This window comes from Streptomyces incanus, assembly GCF_042656345.1.
Taxonomy (GTDB): Bacteria; Actinomycetota; Actinomycetes; order Streptomycetales; family Streptomycetaceae; genus Streptomyces; species Streptomyces incanus.
The window spans coordinates 133,884-149,741 of record NZ_JBHSPC010000037.1 but is presented as its reverse complement, the minus strand read 5'-3'; the positions used below and the strand labels follow the sequence as shown (position 1 = coordinate 149,741).

The following is a 15,858-nucleotide window of genomic DNA, read 5'->3' as shown; positions in this document are numbered from 1 at the left end:
GCCCGGGGCGCAGTGTTTTTTCACCCCAGAATCCCGAGAGGGCTCCCGCTGCCATGGCGAAGATCCTGAAGTTCGACGAGGACGCCCGTCGCGCCCTTGAGCGCGGCGTCAACAAGCTTGCCGACACGGTGAAGGTGACGATCGGCCCCAAGGGCCGCAACGTCGTCATCGACAAGAAGTTCGGCGCCCCCACCATCACCAACGACGGTGTCACGATCGCCCGCGAGGTCGAGGTCGAGGACCCGTTCGAGAACCTCGGTGCCCAGCTGGTCAAGGAGGTGGCGACCAAGACCAACGACATCGCGGGTGACGGTACGACCACCGCGACCGTGCTGGCCCAGGCCCTGGTCCGCGAAGGCCTGCGCAACGTCGCCGCCGGCGCCTCCCCGGCCGCCCTCAAGAAGGGCATCGACGCCGCCGTCGCCGCGGTCTCCGAGGACCTGCTCGCCTCGGCCCGCCCGATCGACGACAAGGCCGACATCGCCGCCGTCGCCGGGCTGTCCGCCCAGGACCAGCAGGTCGGCGAGCTCATCGCCGAGGCCATGGACAAGGTCGGCAAGGACGGTGTCATCACCGTCGAGGAGTCCAACACCTTCGGTCTGGAGCTGGACTTCACCGAGGGCATGGCCTTCGACAAGGGCTACCTGTCGCCGTACTTCGTGACGGACCAGGAGCGCATGGAAGCCGTCCTGGACGACCCGTACATCCTCATCACGCAGGGCAAGATCGGCTCCATCAACGAGCTGCTGCCGCTGCTGGAGAAGGTCATCCAGGCCAACTCCTCCAAGCCGCTGCTGATCATCGCCGAGGACGTCGAGGGCGAGGCCCTGTCGACCCTGGTCGTCAACAAGATCCGCGGCACGTTCAACGCCGTCGCGGTCAAGGCCCCCGGCTTCGGTGACCGGCGCAAGGCGATGCTGCAGGACATGGCCGTCCTCACCGGCGCCACGGTCGTCTCCGAGGAGGTCGGCCTCAAGCTCGACCAGGTCGGCCTGGACGTGCTGGGCTCCGCCCGCCGCGTCACCATCACCAAGGACGACACCACGATCGTCGACGGCGGTGGCAAGAAGGAGGACGTGACCGGTCGCGTCGGCCAGATCAAGGCCGAGATCGAGTCCACGGACTCCGACTGGGACCGCGAGAAGCTCCAGGAGCGCCTCGCGAAGCTCGCCGGCGGCGTGTGCGTCATCAAGGTCGGCGCCGCCACCGAGGTGGAGCTGAAGGAGAAGAAGCACCGTCTGGAGGACGCCATCTCCGCGACCCGCGCCGCGGTCGAGGAGGGCATCGTCTCCGGTGGTGGCTCCGCGCTCGTCCACGCCGTCAAGGTCCTCGAGGGCAACCTCGGCAAGACCGGCGACGAGGCCACCGGTGTCGCGGTCGTCCGCCGCGCCGCCGTCGAGCCGCTGCGCTGGATCGCCGAGAACGCCGGCCTCGAGGGCTACGTCATCGTCTCCAAGGTCGCCGAGCTCGAGAAGGGCAGCGGCTACAACGCCGCCACCGGCGAGTACGGCGACCTGGTCAAGGCCGGCGTCATCGACCCGGTCAAGGTCACCCGCTCCGCCCTGGAGAACGCCGCCTCCATCGCCTCCCTCCTCCTGACGACCGAGACCCTGGTCGTCGAGAAGAAGGAAGAGGAGGAGCCGGCCGCCGGTGGGCACGGCCACGGCCACTCCCACTGAGCGACTCGCTCATAGCGGCGGACGTCGGTGACAGACGCCCGTAGCGGACACGGAGGCCCGGCACCGCTGACCAGCGGCGCCGGGCCTCCGTGCCGTATCCGTGCCCGTGATCGCCCTCGATGTCGGTGTCCTGTGCCACGCTCGGCGCATGGGATTCTTCGGCGATCCTGTGCTTCCGGAGGAACCGCCCGCCGAACGGGCCGTGTCGGTGAGCTTACGGCCGCCCGGAAAAACGAGGCATGGCCTACGCGCGCGCCACGGCCGGACCGAGGATCGACGATGGCCGGGACGCGGCCGGACTCCGCACCCCACGCCGCCGGGCGGCGCTGCCTCCACGGTTTCGGTGCTGACGGCGGAGGGCACAGCGGCACCTCGTCCGAACGGATCCGCCGCTTGCCCACGCCGGTGCACGCACACCCGGGACCGCATGGCGGCCGAAGGCGAGAATGAGCCCGGCTCCCCGTCCCACGACCGTGGGCACGCCCTTTCCCCTTTCTCTCCGCGCTCTGTCCACGGGTCACCTGGAGGTTCGAGCATGCAGTACACGCGTGCACGGCGTGCCGTTCTGGGCGGGCTCGCCGCGCTCGCCGTCCTCCCGCTCGCGGCTTGCGGCTCTGGCAGTGCCCCGGCTTCACCGACTTCATCGGCTCCGTCTGCCGCGACGACGCGACCGGCTCCGGCCGCGAAGCCGGCCGCCGGACTGGTGGCGACGACCGCCCACACGGTCTTGCCGGGCCCACCCGGCCGCTCGGCGACGCCCCACTTTTCGGCCAGCGCCGCGACGAGGGCGAGTCCCCGGCCACCCTCCGTGAGCGGCCCGCCCTCCGGCGCCGGTACGGGCAGCCGCTCACCGCGCACGTCGCTCACCTCCACGCGCACCCGGGCCCCGTCCGCGTTCCTGCCGAGCCGCAGCTCGGCGTCCCGGCCGGGAACCCGGCCGTGGGTGGCGGCGTTGGCGGCCAGCTCGGCCACGACCAGCTCGACGGTGTCGTGCACCGGGCTGCCGTAGGCCCAGCCCCAGGCGTCCATCTGCTGGGAGGCGAGGCGCCGGGCGAGCCGGGCACCGCGCGGGGTGGCGGAGAAGCGGAGGGTGAAGACCCTCTGCTCGGCGAAGAGGAGGGCGGAAGCGGCCGGTCGCTGCCGCCGGGGGGAACTCGTCATGCCTCCGAAGATCCCGTGGCGGCCCCCCGTTCACCAGCTCCGACGCCCCCACGGCGGCGCTCTGTAGGGGCGTCGGGCGAGGGTGTCGGACGTGTCGGGGCGACTGCCCGCCGCCCGCGCCGCTCGTTCCGGAACCCCTGTGGTCACATCGGAATGACTCGTGCTGGTGTCTTGGCGGACTTGAAGGGGCACCCGCCGTCCAACGGCCGCTGCCCCTTTCTTCTTGTCCGCGTGCTGTTTCCTGACGCCGCAACACCTTGTACCGGGGCGCTCGTCGGCTCTCTGCACTTCGCACCCGGGCCATCCGCTCAGCAGTCCTGGGCCGACAGCGGACGTACCTCGTTTTCGTCCGTCACCTCGTACACGTCGATGCGTAGCAGAGCCCGGACATGGGCCGGGACGCGTTCGACGGCGTTCACGGACGAGGACGGCACGACGAGTGCGTACCGTATCCGGGCGTCCTGGCTCGTCATCCGGCGCAACAGCTGCCCGTAGGCGATGTCGGCGTCGATGACCCGGCCTTCGTTCGACCGTCCTCGCCGCTGGTACTCCTGAATGGCGATCGCTGTCCTCCGACGATGAACCTGGGCCGTTTGCCACCGGAGTCGGATCAAAGGCTCAGTGGGGTGTGTGCCCGGTGTGATCTCCGCTCCGGCAGCCGGCGCCGCCGATGTAGTACGCGTTGAGATGGTTCGGACCTGCGCCCGGTAGCTGGGTGGGGCCGGGGCTGACGCAGAGGTGGTGGTCATTCGTGCTGCCGCCCCCTCTGACGTCGACGTGTACCCGCACCGTCGTCTCGCCGCAGTGGTTGTATCCGGCGAACTGGGACTCGCGGACGTTGTACCGGAAGAAGCCGCACGGGGCGAGAGGGCTCGCACCCGCCTGACGCACTTCCGGACCGCGCTCGGGCCCGGCGTGAGCCGGACCCGGGAACGCCATCAGGGCCAGCGCGGCACTCGACGCCGCCGCCAGGACGGCTCGAAGAGGACGGGGGGAGAGCTTCACGCACACTCCTTGAGGGGTGAGCCATGGCGATGACGACCAGCTGATCGGCTCTGCCTGACACCACGACACCTCCTGCGCGTCGCACCGGTACCGAAACCGTAACCGTTTGCACTCGCCCAATGGCTTTAAGTCACCGAATTGAGTGATGGGCGAGATGGAGACGGGAATGAGTCCGTTTCGCCCCGAAGTTGCTGGTCGCCGGGTCGGCGCGAGGGGGAGGGCCGGTGCCCGCCCCGGCCGGTGACTTCAGGGTGAACGAGCTCGCTGGGGCGGATTCGTCTTCTTGACAGCATGCATATCGTTTATCGATAGTATCGATAAACGATATGCATGCTGCGATCGGCAGGGGGAATCATGGGTACGAAGTCCTGGTGGAGCCGGACCGACAGTAGGTTGCTGGAGGCCGCTCTGGGTCTGGCCGCTCTGCTGGTCGGCGTCTTCGGGGTGCTGCTCCCGGCCCTCGGGGTGGTCGGTCTCATCGATCCGGTGGACACCCGCGAGATCGAGGCCGAGACCGCGACCCGGGTGCCGGGCACCGTGACCGACGCGGTGGCGGGCCACGGCATGACCCTCACGGGCACCCACCGGGCCGACCTCGTCTTCGTCGGCCCCGACCTGGGTCAGCGCCTGCTGCTGGCCCTGCCGGAGATCATCGGCGGCCTGTTCCTGCTCCTCATCCTGGCCCTCCTCCTCAAGGTGGCCAGGACCCTGCGCGACGGCGACGTCTTCGTGCCGATGAACGCCCGACGCCTGAGCATCATAGGGCTCACGGTGCTGGTGCAGGCCGTCATCGTCCCGGCACTCCTGGCGCTCACCACGGAGATGCTGGTGAGCGGCACCCCCGTGGCCGACCGGATCCCCTTCTCGGCCACCTTCGCCGGCCAGTACGTCCTGCTCGCCTTCCTCGTCCTGGCCCTGGGCGAAGTCTTCCGGCGCGGCACGAGGCTGCGCGCCGACACCGAGGGGCTGGTCTGATGCCGCCGGAGGAGGAACACCGGGTCCAGGTCCACCTGGACCGACTGCTGGCCGAGCGCGGCATGACCCTGTCCGAACTGGCGACCAGGGTCGGGGTGACGGTGGTCAACCTCTCCGTTCTCAAGAACGACCGGGCGAAGGCGATCCGCTTCTCCACGCTCACCGCGATCTGCCGCGAACTGGACTGCCGGCCCGGCGACCTGCTCGGCATCCGCGAGGACTGATCCCGACCCGGAAGATCTGGTGCCGCGTCAGGCGACGTTCGCCCTGTGGCGACCGCCTGCCCTCGCCGTCATCGATCTCCCGGACCCGCACGCGTTCGGCCACGCGATCGTTCCGGCGGTCCTTGACCGGATCAAGAGCCCCGGAAGTGCGAGCCCGAATCGCCGACGGGCATGGCGGACGGACACAGGCGGCGATCTGCGCTTCCCGGAGGCACCGGGGAGACGACCGCTGGGGTCGGGCCTCGTCGCACGCCGCCTCGCCGGCCGCGCGCGGCCGGTCCGGGCGAACGGATTCTGATCCACGGGCGGTTCGACGGAGGGGAGACGGGCCCGGCGGACACGGTGGGAATGACGTTCCGCTCGGCCCGGACCAGGTCGCGGGGAGCGTCCGCCGACGCCGCGCGAGTCCGTCGAGGAGGCCGCCGTCGCGCCCGCCGGTCGGGAGAAAGTGACGCTCACCGCGGGCGTGGAGGCGCTGCCGGTGAGTGCTCGGAGAGGGCGGATATATTTCGTAGGCCGATATATGCTCGACGCATGACACGGCAGAACCGGTCCTTGACGGAACCGCAATACTTCATCCTCGCCGCGCTCATGGACGGACCGTTGCACGGTTACGGCATCATCAAGGCCGCCGAGCAGGCCACCGACGGGCGGCTCCGGATCGCTGTCGGCACTCTCTACGGCGCGCTGGAGCGGTTGGAGCGGGCCGGGCTGGTGGCCGCCGGCCACGAGGAGATCGTGGACGGACGGGCGCGGCGCTACTACCGGCTCACCGAGGACGGCACCGGGGCGCTCGGTCGGGAGGCGCTGCGGATGCAGCAGGCGGCGGCCGTCGTCATCGGACGTTCGCGGGATGCCGGAGCGGCCCCGGCATGAACCGTTTACTGCTTGCGGCCTATCCCGAGTCCTACCGTTCCCGGCAGGGAGAGGAGTTGCTGACCTGCCTGGCCGAGGCGTATCCCGGCCGCTCCTGGCCCCCGCCGCGGGAAGTTGCCGCCTTGGCGCGTGCCGGGGTGCGGGCCCGCGCCCGCGCCGTCGTCGACGACACGGCCCGGCCGTGGTGGCTGGACGGCATCCATCTGACCGCGCTCGTCCTCGCCGCGCTGGCGCTGGTGCCGTACCTGCAGGATGTGTGGCACTGGGCACTGCACATCGATCCCGGCCGGCATGCCATCGCCTTCCACTTCTCCGGCTGGTACCCGTGGGCGCGAGGTCCCGGTACGCGGATACGGCTCCTGCCCTACGGGCTGCTTCCGCTGGTCTGCCTGATCGCCCTGCTGCGCGGCAAGTCGTGGATCGCGCTGCCGGCCGCGGCAGCGATGATCTACGCCGGTGCCACGTTCAACAGCAATACGCTCTTCGGCGACGAGGGCAAGGCGGGCCTGGGCTACTACGGGCTGGGCGCCCCGATAACGGCCCGTGACCTGGTGCTGTCGGGGACACTGTGCGCCGCGTGCGCCGTGCTGGCGGTCTGCCGTCCCGGCCGGCTGCGACGCCACTCGTACCGCTGGCTGGTCCCCGTCGTGCTCGCCATGTTCGTGGCCGGGGGCCTGCACGTCATCTCCATCAGTCCAGCCTTCCAACGCGGCCTGTTCGCCCTCGAAGTCGCCGCGCTGATCGCCGCGTGGGTGGCGACGGCCGCCACCGGCGACTACCGGTGGCTGATCCCCGTCGCGGCGGTCGCGTTCATCCGCACCCAGGCGATCGTCGTCCAGCCGAACGCGTTCATGCGGTCCCTGCCGGACATGGTCGTCCTCCTCCTCCTGATCGCGCCCCTCCCGGTCCTGGCGATCGCCGCCCAGCGCCGACAAAGCCGGGCGCTCCTCGAATAGGAGCAGATCCCCGGTGGGCCCGCCATGCCGGTCGGCCCACCTCGTGCCCGAAGCGGTGCGTGAGCGCACCGCTCCCCCACCGCGTGAGCGCACCGCTCCCCCACGAAGACGGAGAACAGCGATGACTCAGCAAGATCCCTCGACCCTGTCCACGCACCCGGACCCCGGCCAGGTCCCGGGAACCACGGCCGAACCCGGCCCCGCGCGGACGATACGGCTACGGGTCTCGGCTCCGCTGTGCCTCCTGGGGTTCCTGGCGGTCTACCTGATCGCTGTCTGCACCCCGTTCGGGCAACGGGCGGAGAACGCCCTGTTCAGCAGATACGGCGCCGAACCGGCATGGATCTACGACTGGTCGGGGGCGGCTTACGACTCGTCGGCCCTGCCGCCCCTGGAGCAGACCGCGATGCCCACCCTGCTCGTGGGCATCGCGGTCATCGCGGCCGTCACTCTGGTGCGCAGGTGCTGGTGGCGAGGCTGCGCGGCGACCGGGATCGTCGTGGTCACGATCGGGAGCAAGGAACTCACCAGGATGATCCTGCCCCGCCCCGATCTGGTGGACGCGCGCGTCTCGCTCATCGAGGCGAGCTTCCCCAGCGGACACGTGGCCATCCCCGCCGGGCTGGCCCTCGGCGCCGTCCTCGTCGCTTCCCCCCGCATCCGCCCCTACGCCATTGCGGTCGGCATGCTGTGGCTCGCCGTCACCGCCGGCGCCGTCCTGGCCACCTACCACCACCGGCCCAGCGACGTACTGGGCTCCACACTGCTGGCCTGCGCCTGCTACGGCCTCGCGGCCCGGTTGCTGCCACCGGCCGACGCACCAGGCATCATGCGGCGCCCTCGTGCGCTGCCGGCCATCGCCCTGGCACTGTCAGCGGCCGGCGCGCTCGTCGCCGGCGCGCGGAACGACTCCGTCACACAGTCGCTGGTCTTCGCGACAGCGGCCTTCCTGTGCGCGGCCCTGTTCTGGTTCACCACAGCGGAGGGGCCCGCACACACCGCACGCCGCACACGCCCCGCGCGGGGCTGACCGCCCGGCCGGCTCATGAAGTCCTCCTGGTGGATGCCGCGGAGGGCCAGGACGTGTCCCCTGCCGACGTGTCCCGGCCCGAAGCCGCGTTCGGCCTCATGGGCACCGACGGAGCGGAGGCCCTGTTCGTTCGAGTGCCGAGCCGATGCCCCGGTCCCGGCCCGGACGGTGTGACTCACCCCGGCGGTACGGAGCGGGCCGTGCAGTCCCGGCACAGGGCTTCGTCGGCGATCGGCCGGAAGAGGGTGGGCTGGGTGTGATCGCCCGCGCACTCGCGTGCGCCCGCCAGGCGGGGGGACAGGCGGGGTTCGAGGAACTGCTCGGGGGAGGCTCCTCCGGGCGGTGGGGCTGCTTCCGGCGCGGAACCCGTCCTCGTCGGTACGGGCGGTACGGGCGCTACGTCGCGCAGGAGGTAGCGCAGCAGGCCGCCGGGGCGGTGGACGGTGCTGCCGTCGTCGGGGAGGCCGCGCAGGATGTGCAGGCGGACGGCGGCGGGCGGGTGCCCGGCGGCGAGCCAGCGGGCGGTGAGGTCCGTCAGTTCGGCGTGCATGGCGCGGGGGATGTGGTGGAGGGCGGGGGAGAGGTGGGGGTAGGCGGAGACGAGGGCGCGGGCCTCTTCGAGGAGGGGCGGGGCGGTCGTGTCCGGCTGCGGTTCTGCTTCCGCCGTTGCCGTTGCCGTTGCCGTTGCCGTTGCCGTCCCCGTCTCGGTCTCTGTCTCCGTTGCCGGGCTGGGGGGTTCGGGGGGTCGGTGGGAGGTGTTCTCCCATGAGTCTTTCTTTGGATGACCGTCGGTCGGCGGGGTGGTCGGCTCACCGACGGCCGGAATCCGGGGACCCGGTGCGAGCTGCGGCGATACCCGCTCGGTGGTCGTCTCTCCGGCGGCGCCCACGGGCATCCGCGCGAGGAGCTTGGCGGCCTCGGCCGCGTTCAACGAAGTGCTGGAGACGAGCTGTTGGGTGGCCCAGCGACCGCCGGGCCCCTGGACGCGCCGCTCGTGCACGAAGCCCTCGTCCTTGAGCTGACGCTTGGCCCGCGTGAAGGCGTACGCGCCGATACGGGCGCGTTCGGCGGTGCGCGACAGGGACTCGCGCGCTCCCTGCGGAAGGGAGAGCTGCCAGGTCAGGAGACGGACGGCGTCGGAGGTCAGACGCGGGTGCCGGATGATCTCGTGGGAGAGCTGGGTGAAGGCGCGCGGGGGCGCGATATGGTGCCGGTAAATCACGGTGGAGTCGCTTTCCACTGGTGGTTCAGGCCCTCGCGAACGGGTGCAACCGTTGCGGGGGCCGACTTGTGGTGACCGTACCGCACGGAACGTGTGCGTGTGGACGCGTTGAGTGAAGAGGGCTCTCGTGGGGGGTTCACCCGTTCGTCGCAACTTGTTCCGGTTTCGGTGTGGTTGATGCCTGTGCGTCCTACCGTGCGGTTACGGGTGTCCGAGCGCTGGTTGTGCTGAGGGGGCGATGGGGTGGAATCGGGTGCGGATTCGGGTGTGAGCGGCGTGGACGCGGACTCGAACGGGGAGTTCCTGCGCTGCTTCGGGCGCCAGATGAAGCTGCTGCGCGAGGTCGCGGGTCTGACGCAGGCGCAGTTGGGGGGCCAGGTCGGGTACGGCGAGGCGCAGATCGCGGCGGTGGAGCAGGGACGGCGAATTCCCAAGCCCGAACTGATCGACGGCGTGGACCGGGCGGTGGGTGCGCGGGGCGTGCTGATGGCCATGAAGGAGGAGGTGGCGAAGGCTCGGTATCCGTCATTCTTCCGGCGGTACGCGGAACTGGAGTCGCAGGCAGCTGAGTTGCACGCCTACGACAACCATGTGGTCAAAGGGCTTCTTCAGACGGAGGAGTACGCGCGAGCCGTCTTCACCATGTGGCGCCCGCTGCTGAGTGACGAGGTCATCGAACAGCGCGTGGCCGCACGCATGGAGAGACAGAAGCTGTTCTCCCGGCGTCCTGCACCGCTCCTGAGCTTCGTCATCGAGGAACAGGTCCTGCTCCGTCCTGTGGGCAATCATCAAGTACTGCGCGAACAACTGGAGCAACTGCTGCTCTTCGGGCACGAACGCAACGTCGAGATGCAGGTCATGCCGACAGAACGGCTGGAGCATGCGGGACTTGGCGGGGCATTCACGTTGATCCATCTCCCGGACCAGCGCAGGATTGGGTACATGGAGGTGCAGGAGGCGAGCATCCTGTACACCGTGCCCAAGAAGGTCAGTCCGCTGGAAGCGACGTACGGCGTACTCCGAGCGCAGGCGCTGACTCCCAGGGAATCCCTGGCCTTCATCCAGAAGCTGTTGGGAGAGCTATGAAGGCAAGCAGCCCCGAGCCTGCCGTTGGTGAGCTGAGCTGGTTCAAGAGCAGTTACAGCTCGGGCAGTGGTGGCGACTGTGTCGAGGTCGCGGACGCCGGTACGGCCGTGCTGGTCCGTGACTCCAAGCGGCCCGGCGATGCGGTTCTGACCGTCGGTTCCGACCAGTGGGCGGCGTTCGTACGGATGACAGCGCGCGATTGATCTGAAGAGGGAGGGGCGGTCGGAAGCCGGGACTCGGCTTCCGACCGCCCCTCCTTCATGGGCGCGGCTCAGTCACTCGCTCTTCTTCTGCCGTCCGCGGGTCTTCTTCTCGGGGCGCCAGGCGACGAGGTCGTTCTCGGACAGCTCCGCGTCCGCGCGGCCCGATTCGAGGGCGGCCTGGAACTCCTCGGCGGGGTTGCCTTCCCACTCCTCGTCGTACTCACCGTGCCACTGGTGCACCCAGGGCAGCACTTCCCGCAGTCCGGCGAGCAGTGGTACGAGCCGGGGATCCTTCTTCTCCCAGCCGCCGTCCTCGACGCGGCTGCGGACGAGTCCCACAAGGGCGTCGGCCTGGTCGCGGTGGTTCCAGCCGGCCCAGCCGAGGAGCAGGGAGGTGTCCGACTCCAGGGAGGCACCGGGGTAGGAGATGAAGCGCTCCTTGGGCACGTCGAGCTTGCCGCGGTGGGACCAGTAGGAGTGCTTGAGGAAGTCCGCGCCGGTGTACTTCGGCGGCACCTTGATGTCGAGCCGCTTCCCGGTCCGGTCCTCCTCGCGCTGCTGTTCCCAGACCTGCTCCCACTGCGCCCGCTTGCGCAAGCCGGAGTCCTTGTAGCGGAGCGCGGCGAGATACGGCACGTGCTCGGCCTCGATGACGGCGGCGAGGACGGTGGCGAGGGAGGCGTCACGCTTGCCGAGGTGGTCGGCGGCGTACAGCTCGGCGACGGCCTGGACGTCGTCGTCGTGGCGCAGTTCGTCGGCGAGCTGGTTGATGGTGAGCGGCCGGGGCACGGTGAACCCGTCCCGCTCCTCGAACCACAGCTCCTCGCGTTCGGCGGCATCGAGCAGCCAGTTCCGCAGGGCAGCGGCTTCCCGCTTCTCCCAGGGCTCGGTGGACCAGCGGCGCTTGTACTCGGGGCGCTCGATGAGGCGGATGTCCTTGTTGGCCTCGATGAGGTCGATACGGGCCTGGACGACCTTGCGGTATGCCTCCGGCCAGTGGGCAGGGATCTCGGTGACCGGGGTGGGCCCGTGCCGCTCGAACCACGCCGTCCGGCTCGCGGTGTCCTGCGGGGTGGTGGCCCGGGCCGGATCGTCGGGCCGGGCCACCACGACGGTGGTCGTCAGGAACGCGGCGGGTCGGTCGCAGTGGTTTCCTTGCCCGGCTCGCCGGGCTGATCGGTGAAGACCGTCAGGTGCCAGGTGCCGTTCTCCCGCGTGACGGTGAAGGTGTCCTGGAGGGGCTTGCCCGCCTTGTCCTCGGCCAGGAGGCGGGCCGAGCCGACGTCCGGGCCCATGTCGTGCTGGATCCGCACGTCCTTGATCTTCCACCCCCGTCCGCCCTGCTCGGCGAGGATCCGCTCGGCCTCCTGCCGGGACCACTCCTCGTCCTTGACGCCCCCGACCGACATCAGCCCGGCGGCGCTACGGGAGTTGAGGGCCCGCACATAGGCTTCGACGGCCGCGCGGGCTCCGTCGGAGGATGCCGAAGCCGAGGACGAGGGTGCCGAAACACCGGGCGGCGCTTCATCCTCCTGGGACGAGCAGCCGGATGCGACGACCAGGGCGGCCGCCACGGCCAAGAGGCGTCGACGTTGCACAGCACACTCCTGTTTTCCGGTGAGGGAACGGGCAGCCTGTCAGGTGCGGTGCGCATACCACCAGGCGCGCGGGTAGTCGGAGAGGATCTTCTTCAGGCTTTTGTTGTGGGTGTCGCTGGTGTGGTAAGTCAGATACGGCGTACCGCCGTACTTCTTAGTGACGATCATGGTGTGGTCGATGTTGTCGTTGCGGTTGAAGTCGGCCTGGAGAACGTCGGACGAGGCCAGTTTCCACACGTTGTCGAGTATCTTGGTCCGCTTCGAATGCTTCTTCGCGAACCAATACCAGTTCTCGGCCCCGGCCCATGTGTAGCTGGTCGTGGACTTCGTCGGCCCGTAGAACCAGTACTTGTTGCTCTTCCGCTGGATGATGGCGCCGCCCTTGGGCCCCCAGCCGCCGGCCAGCATCGCCTGGGAGATGAAATTGGTGCAGTCGTTGCCGTACGTGCGGTAGGCGTTGTTGTGGTTTTTCCAGTATTTGTCGGCGTAGGACACCATCTTGCCGTAGTTGTAGTTCGCCGAAACCGTGGGTTTGACGTAGTCGACGCTGTTGGCGGGCAGCGGTTCGACATCGGCTCCGGCGTCCTTGCTCCCTTCGGCCTCGTCCGGCGTGCCGCCCCCGTCGTCGACGGCGGCGTCGACGTCCACGTCGGCCACCTGGGTCGTCGCGGTCGGCCCTCCCTCCGCGTCGGCCTCGTCGGACGACAGCAGCCAGGCGCCGTCGGGGCCCTGGGCGAACTGCACCGTGTGCGGGAGCGACAACTCCTCGTACTCCGGCGCGCCCTCCTCGACCTCCTGAGGCGTGAACGGGAGGTACAGGCGGGTGTGCTCGGCGAGTTGAAGCGTTGCCGACTGGCCGGTGACGGTCACATCGGTGACCTCCACGTCGACCTCCGCCTTGGTGTAGCCGCCGTCGACTTCCTCGTACCGTCGGCCTTTCTCCACCAGGGCGGCGAACTCGTCCTGTATCCGGGCCGTCATGGAACGAGTCGACTGAACCTGCCCGCGAGCGGACTTCACCGCCGGACGGGCCGTTGTCAGCAGGTCGGCCCGCTGCTGAAGGTAGCCCTCGGCGAGCTGGGTGAGTTCGGTGGTGCCGGCGCTCGCCGACGTCCTCGCCGTGGGCGAGGACGTCTGAGCGTGTGCCGGTGTGCCGATGAGCGTGAGCGTCGCCGCCGCCGTGGTCGCGGCTGCGGCGATGACACGTCTGTGCCCCGTGGTGCGCATGAATCCCCCTGCATGAGCTGACTGGTCGGCCTCAGCCTGTATGTCAGGAGATCGAATGCGGACACGTCGTTCCCGTATGACGAGTTCCAGATCCAGGAATGTCCGGTTCCTGTTCGAGGTGTTTTCGGCGTGAACCAGATCTGGTTCCGCTGGAGCATGTCGGCACGGGCCTTGCGGCCCACCGGGCTCACGTCGTGCCTGCCGAGGAGCGCGGCAACACGCGAGAAGCCGCTCGGGGAGGACGATCCGGGAGGAGCGCCGCTCGAGTCGCCCCGATGTGTGGTGACGTCATCCCGTGCCGTCCACATGCGGGCGGGCCAGGCGGCGCAGCGGGGACGTCCTGTCCCACACGTGCCAGCGCGCACCGCACACCGGGTCCGTCGCGTACGTCACCTCGGCCGGGAAGCCGTCGGCCCTGACCCGCTCGGCCGACGGCTCGGCGAGACGCCTGCCGCAGCGGGGACAGCGGTCCGGGGTGCGCATGGGATACATGCCCATGGTTCTTCTCCCGCCTACGCCGGCGCCGACTGCGTGGACGCCGTCCACCCGCTCACCGCCACGGCGGCGGTGTCACACGCCAGGACCCGCCAGGCGCCGGGAGTCCAGGCGAAGACCGCGTCCTGCCTGAAGCGGCGTCCCAGATCACGCGCCGCGGCATCGCTCAGGCCGACGACGGCGACGCTCTCCTCGCGATGCGTGCCGCACGCGTCGCCTCCCTCAGCGGGCCACCAGGTGAGACCACGGTGACGGACCTCGTCGAGCAGCAGGCGGTGAGCGTGGACGTTGGCGTCGTCCGACACGGTACGGCCACGGGGGTTCCAGGCGGTGATCACATGGACGGTGGCACTGCTGCCGGCCACCGGTACCGGGAAGAAACCCTCGGCCGTGCCCCGAGGGCGCGGCTCGACTCGAACGGCCCGGTCCCCGAACCGGATGTCGACGACTGCCGCCCGATAGAGATCCCAGTTGAGGGGCGTACCGGCTGCGTCGGGAGCGTGCACGAGGGCCTCCTGTGGAACGAAGACCCCCTTACACCTCGCGCAGGGAGATCGGTGCTCACCCCCACGGGATCATGGGGGCATCGGCCGCAAGATTTCATGAGCCCGGGCCCCAAAGCAAGAGACTTGTGAAGATATTACGGAAGATCGGCGCGGGCGTTGGCTTCCCGTCCGGCCGTGTGATCCAGCGCCAAGCCCTGGTCTGCTGGGCGGCACCCCTTCCGGCGCGAGACGCCCCGGGCGAGGTGACGGCCGATCCGCGTGAGGTGCGCGGGGAAAGCACAGATCACCGGGGTGCGGCAGCGCGCGACCGGGGTCCTTCGACTCCGGGAGGCTGCCCGACATGCCCGTACCCTCCGAGACGGAGCCAGGCCGCGCGGGCCTGCCGCTCATCGACCTCGCCGCCGCGCGGGAACTGTTCCGTACGGCCGAGTCGAGCGGCCTCGGCCGACCGGGGACCGACGAGGTCTTCGACCAATGGCTCAACGGTTCGGGACAGCGGACACCGATCACCTCCGGGAGACGGCGGCGGAAACGGGGACCGCCACGCCGCGGCGTGGCGGTCCCCGCTGAATACACGTCCAGAATTCCAGTCGCCGCCTCCGACAGCGGATGTGCCGTTGCCCTGCCCAGTGGACCGGAGCCGCTTTCGAGCACGGCTCAGAGCTCCGTGACTCCGGAGTCTTCAGCTTTGCCGACTCCGACCGCAGCCCTGGACAGCCGTACTGCTGCCACCGGCCTTGGGTGTGACGGCCCGGGCGGTCGTGGTGGTCCGTTACTGCGGGCCGTACTTGCGGCCCGTTCGCGAGGAGAAACCGCCCAGAGCACCGCGTGGCACCAGCTTCGCCGCTCCCATCAGCGCCTTGTAGCGCGCATCCGGGATCGACACCGTCTTGCCGCGGGCCAGGTCCGCGAGGGCCGCCTCGGCCACCTTGTCCGCGTCCAGCCACATCCAGTTCGGGATGTTGTCCGTCCCCATCCCCGCCCGCTCGTGGAACTCGGTGCGTACGAAGCCGGGGCACAGCGCCATCAGGCGTACGCCGCTGCCCGCGAGATCCTGCGCCACACCCTGGGTGAACTGCACGACCCACGCCTTGGACGCCCCGTAGGTGCCGCGCGGCACGAACGCCGCGGTCGAGGCGACGTTCACGACGCCTCCGCGCCCGCGCTCCCGCATCACCTCCGCCGCCGCCGTCGTCAGCCGGAGCACCGCCTCGCAGTGCACCTTGAGCATCCTCAGCTCGTCCGCCATGGAGACGTCGAGGTAGCGGCCCTTGTTGCCGAAGCCCGCGTTGTTGATCAGCAGGTCGACGGGGTTCTTGCGATCGCCCAGCCGCTCGGCCACCGTCTCGATGCCCTTGTCCTCGGACAGGTCGGCCGTCAGCACCTCCGCCTCGATGCCGTGACGGTCGTGGAGCTCGGTCGCCTGCTCCCGGAGCCTGCCGATGTCGCGGGCCACCAGCACCAGGTCATGCCCGTCGGCCGCCAGCCGCCGCGCGAACGCGGCACCGATCCCGGCCGTCGATCCCGTAATCAGAGCGGTTGTCATGACGCAAGACTAGTTACCCGGAGTCTGGGCGTCCGGTCGGCGTCGCCGTCCCGGTCGGTGCACTGAAGC

17 protein-coding genes and 1 pseudogene are annotated in these 15,858 nt (G+C 69.8%); 8 read left to right on the top strand and 10 right to left on the bottom strand.

The annotated features are described in order from the left end of the window. The first annotated feature begins 53 nt into the window (after positions 1-53). On the top strand, positions 54-1,679 hold the full coding sequence (gene groL, locus ACFP2V_RS14955; RefSeq protein WP_381211339.1) for a chaperonin GroEL: 1,626 nt from the start codon (positions 54-56) through the stop codon (positions 1,677-1,679). A gap of 708 nt (positions 1,680-2,387) precedes the next feature. On the opposite strand, the pseudogene ACFP2V_RS14950 reads toward groL, so the two are convergent. The 3 genes and pseudogenes from ACFP2V_RS14950 to ACFP2V_RS14940 all read right to left on the bottom strand — a co-directional run. Continuing rightward, positions 2,388-2,840: pseudogene (locus ACFP2V_RS14950) on the bottom strand (ATP-binding protein); the annotation flags it as partial. Between the two features lie 308 nt (positions 2,841-3,148). Continuing rightward, complete coding sequence (locus ACFP2V_RS14945) at positions 3,149-3,454, bottom strand: hypothetical protein (protein WP_381211336.1); 306 nt, start codon at positions 3,452-3,454, stop codon at positions 3,149-3,151. A 4-nt stretch (positions 3,455-3,458) separates the two neighbouring features. Continuing rightward, positions 3,459-3,845, bottom strand: a complete 387-nt coding sequence (locus ACFP2V_RS14940) for a DUF6355 family natural product biosynthesis protein (protein ID WP_381211333.1) — start codon at positions 3,843-3,845, stop codon at positions 3,459-3,461. Between the two features lie 354 nt (positions 3,846-4,199). On the opposite strand from ACFP2V_RS14940, the gene ACFP2V_RS14935 reads away from it, so the two are divergent. The 5 genes from ACFP2V_RS14935 to ACFP2V_RS14915 all read left to right on the top strand — a co-directional run bounded on the left by ACFP2V_RS14935 (position 4,200) and on the right by ACFP2V_RS14915 (position 7,906). Beyond that, positions 4,200-4,820 (top strand): DUF2975 domain-containing protein, encoded by a 621-nt coding sequence (locus ACFP2V_RS14935; RefSeq protein WP_381211330.1) that lies wholly within the window; start codon positions 4,200-4,202, stop codon positions 4,818-4,820. Continuing rightward, positions 4,820-5,044: a helix-turn-helix domain-containing protein gene (locus tag ACFP2V_RS14930; protein ID WP_381211327.1), complete on the top strand. Its 225-nt coding sequence runs from the start codon at positions 4,820-4,822 to the stop codon at positions 5,042-5,044. The genes ACFP2V_RS14935 and ACFP2V_RS14930 overlap by 1 nt, the downstream gene beginning before the upstream one ends. Before the next feature lie 534 nt (positions 5,045-5,578). Beyond that, positions 5,579-5,920 (top strand): PadR family transcriptional regulator, encoded by a 342-nt coding sequence (locus ACFP2V_RS14925; protein ID WP_381211324.1) that lies wholly within the window; start codon positions 5,579-5,581, stop codon positions 5,918-5,920. Beyond that, positions 5,917-6,876, top strand: a complete 960-nt coding sequence (locus tag ACFP2V_RS14920) for a hypothetical protein (RefSeq protein ID WP_381211321.1) — start codon at positions 5,917-5,919, stop codon at positions 6,874-6,876. Before ACFP2V_RS14925 ends, ACFP2V_RS14920 begins: the two co-directional genes overlap by 4 nt. A gap of 121 nt (positions 6,877-6,997) precedes the next feature. Further along, positions 6,998-7,906, top strand: a complete 909-nt coding sequence (locus ACFP2V_RS14915; protein ID WP_381211318.1) for a phosphatase PAP2 family protein — start codon at positions 6,998-7,000, stop codon at positions 7,904-7,906. A 175-nt stretch (positions 7,907-8,081) separates the two neighbouring features. Here the strand turns inward: ACFP2V_RS14915 and ACFP2V_RS14910 are convergent, their stop codons facing one another. Next, positions 8,082-9,128, bottom strand: a complete 1,047-nt coding sequence (locus tag ACFP2V_RS14910) for a hypothetical protein (protein WP_381211315.1) — start codon at positions 9,126-9,128, stop codon at positions 8,082-8,084. 267 nt (positions 9,129-9,395) lie between these two features. Between ACFP2V_RS14910 and ACFP2V_RS14905 the strand changes: the two genes are divergently transcribed. Continuing rightward, positions 9,396-10,214: a helix-turn-helix domain-containing protein gene (locus ACFP2V_RS14905; protein ID WP_381211312.1), complete on the top strand. Its 819-nt coding sequence runs from the start codon at positions 9,396-9,398 to the stop codon at positions 10,212-10,214. Beyond that, on the top strand, positions 10,211-10,417 hold the full coding sequence (locus ACFP2V_RS14900; RefSeq protein ID WP_381211309.1) for a DUF397 domain-containing protein: 207 nt from the start codon (positions 10,211-10,213) through the stop codon (positions 10,415-10,417). The genes ACFP2V_RS14905 and ACFP2V_RS14900 overlap by 4 nt, the downstream gene beginning before the upstream one ends. 72 nt (positions 10,418-10,489) lie before the next feature. On the opposite strand, the gene pglX is transcribed toward ACFP2V_RS14900, so the two are convergent. The 6 genes from pglX to ACFP2V_RS14870 form a co-directional block, all read right to left on the bottom strand. After that, positions 10,490-11,524: a BREX-2 system adenine-specific DNA-methyltransferase PglX gene (gene pglX / locus ACFP2V_RS14895; RefSeq protein ID WP_381211306.1), complete on the bottom strand. Its 1,035-nt coding sequence runs from the start codon at positions 11,522-11,524 to the stop codon at positions 10,490-10,492. A gap of 14 nt (positions 11,525-11,538) precedes the next feature. After that, a complete protein-coding gene (locus ACFP2V_RS14890) occupies positions 11,539-12,015 on the bottom strand; it encodes a hypothetical protein (RefSeq protein WP_381211303.1) in 477 nt (158 codons plus the stop codon). Between the two features lie 39 nt (positions 12,016-12,054). Further along, a complete protein-coding gene (locus tag ACFP2V_RS14885) occupies positions 12,055-13,242 on the bottom strand; it encodes an amidase domain-containing protein (RefSeq protein WP_381211300.1) in 1,188 nt (395 codons plus the stop codon). A 288-nt stretch (positions 13,243-13,530) separates the two neighbouring features. After that, positions 13,531-13,740 carry a hypothetical protein gene (locus tag ACFP2V_RS14880; protein ID WP_381211297.1) on the bottom strand — a complete coding sequence of 70 codons (210 nt, stop codon included), beginning with the start codon at positions 13,738-13,740 and terminating at the stop codon, positions 13,531-13,533. Between the two features lie 14 nt (positions 13,741-13,754). Further along, a complete protein-coding gene (locus tag ACFP2V_RS14875) occupies positions 13,755-14,243 on the bottom strand; it encodes a DUF3293 domain-containing protein (protein ID WP_381211294.1) in 489 nt (162 codons plus the stop codon). Between the two features lie 772 nt (positions 14,244-15,015). After that, positions 15,016-15,789 (bottom strand): SDR family NAD(P)-dependent oxidoreductase, encoded by a 774-nt coding sequence (locus tag ACFP2V_RS14870; RefSeq protein WP_381211291.1) that lies wholly within the window; start codon positions 15,787-15,789, stop codon positions 15,016-15,018. Positions 15,790-15,858: the final 69 nt, after the last annotated feature.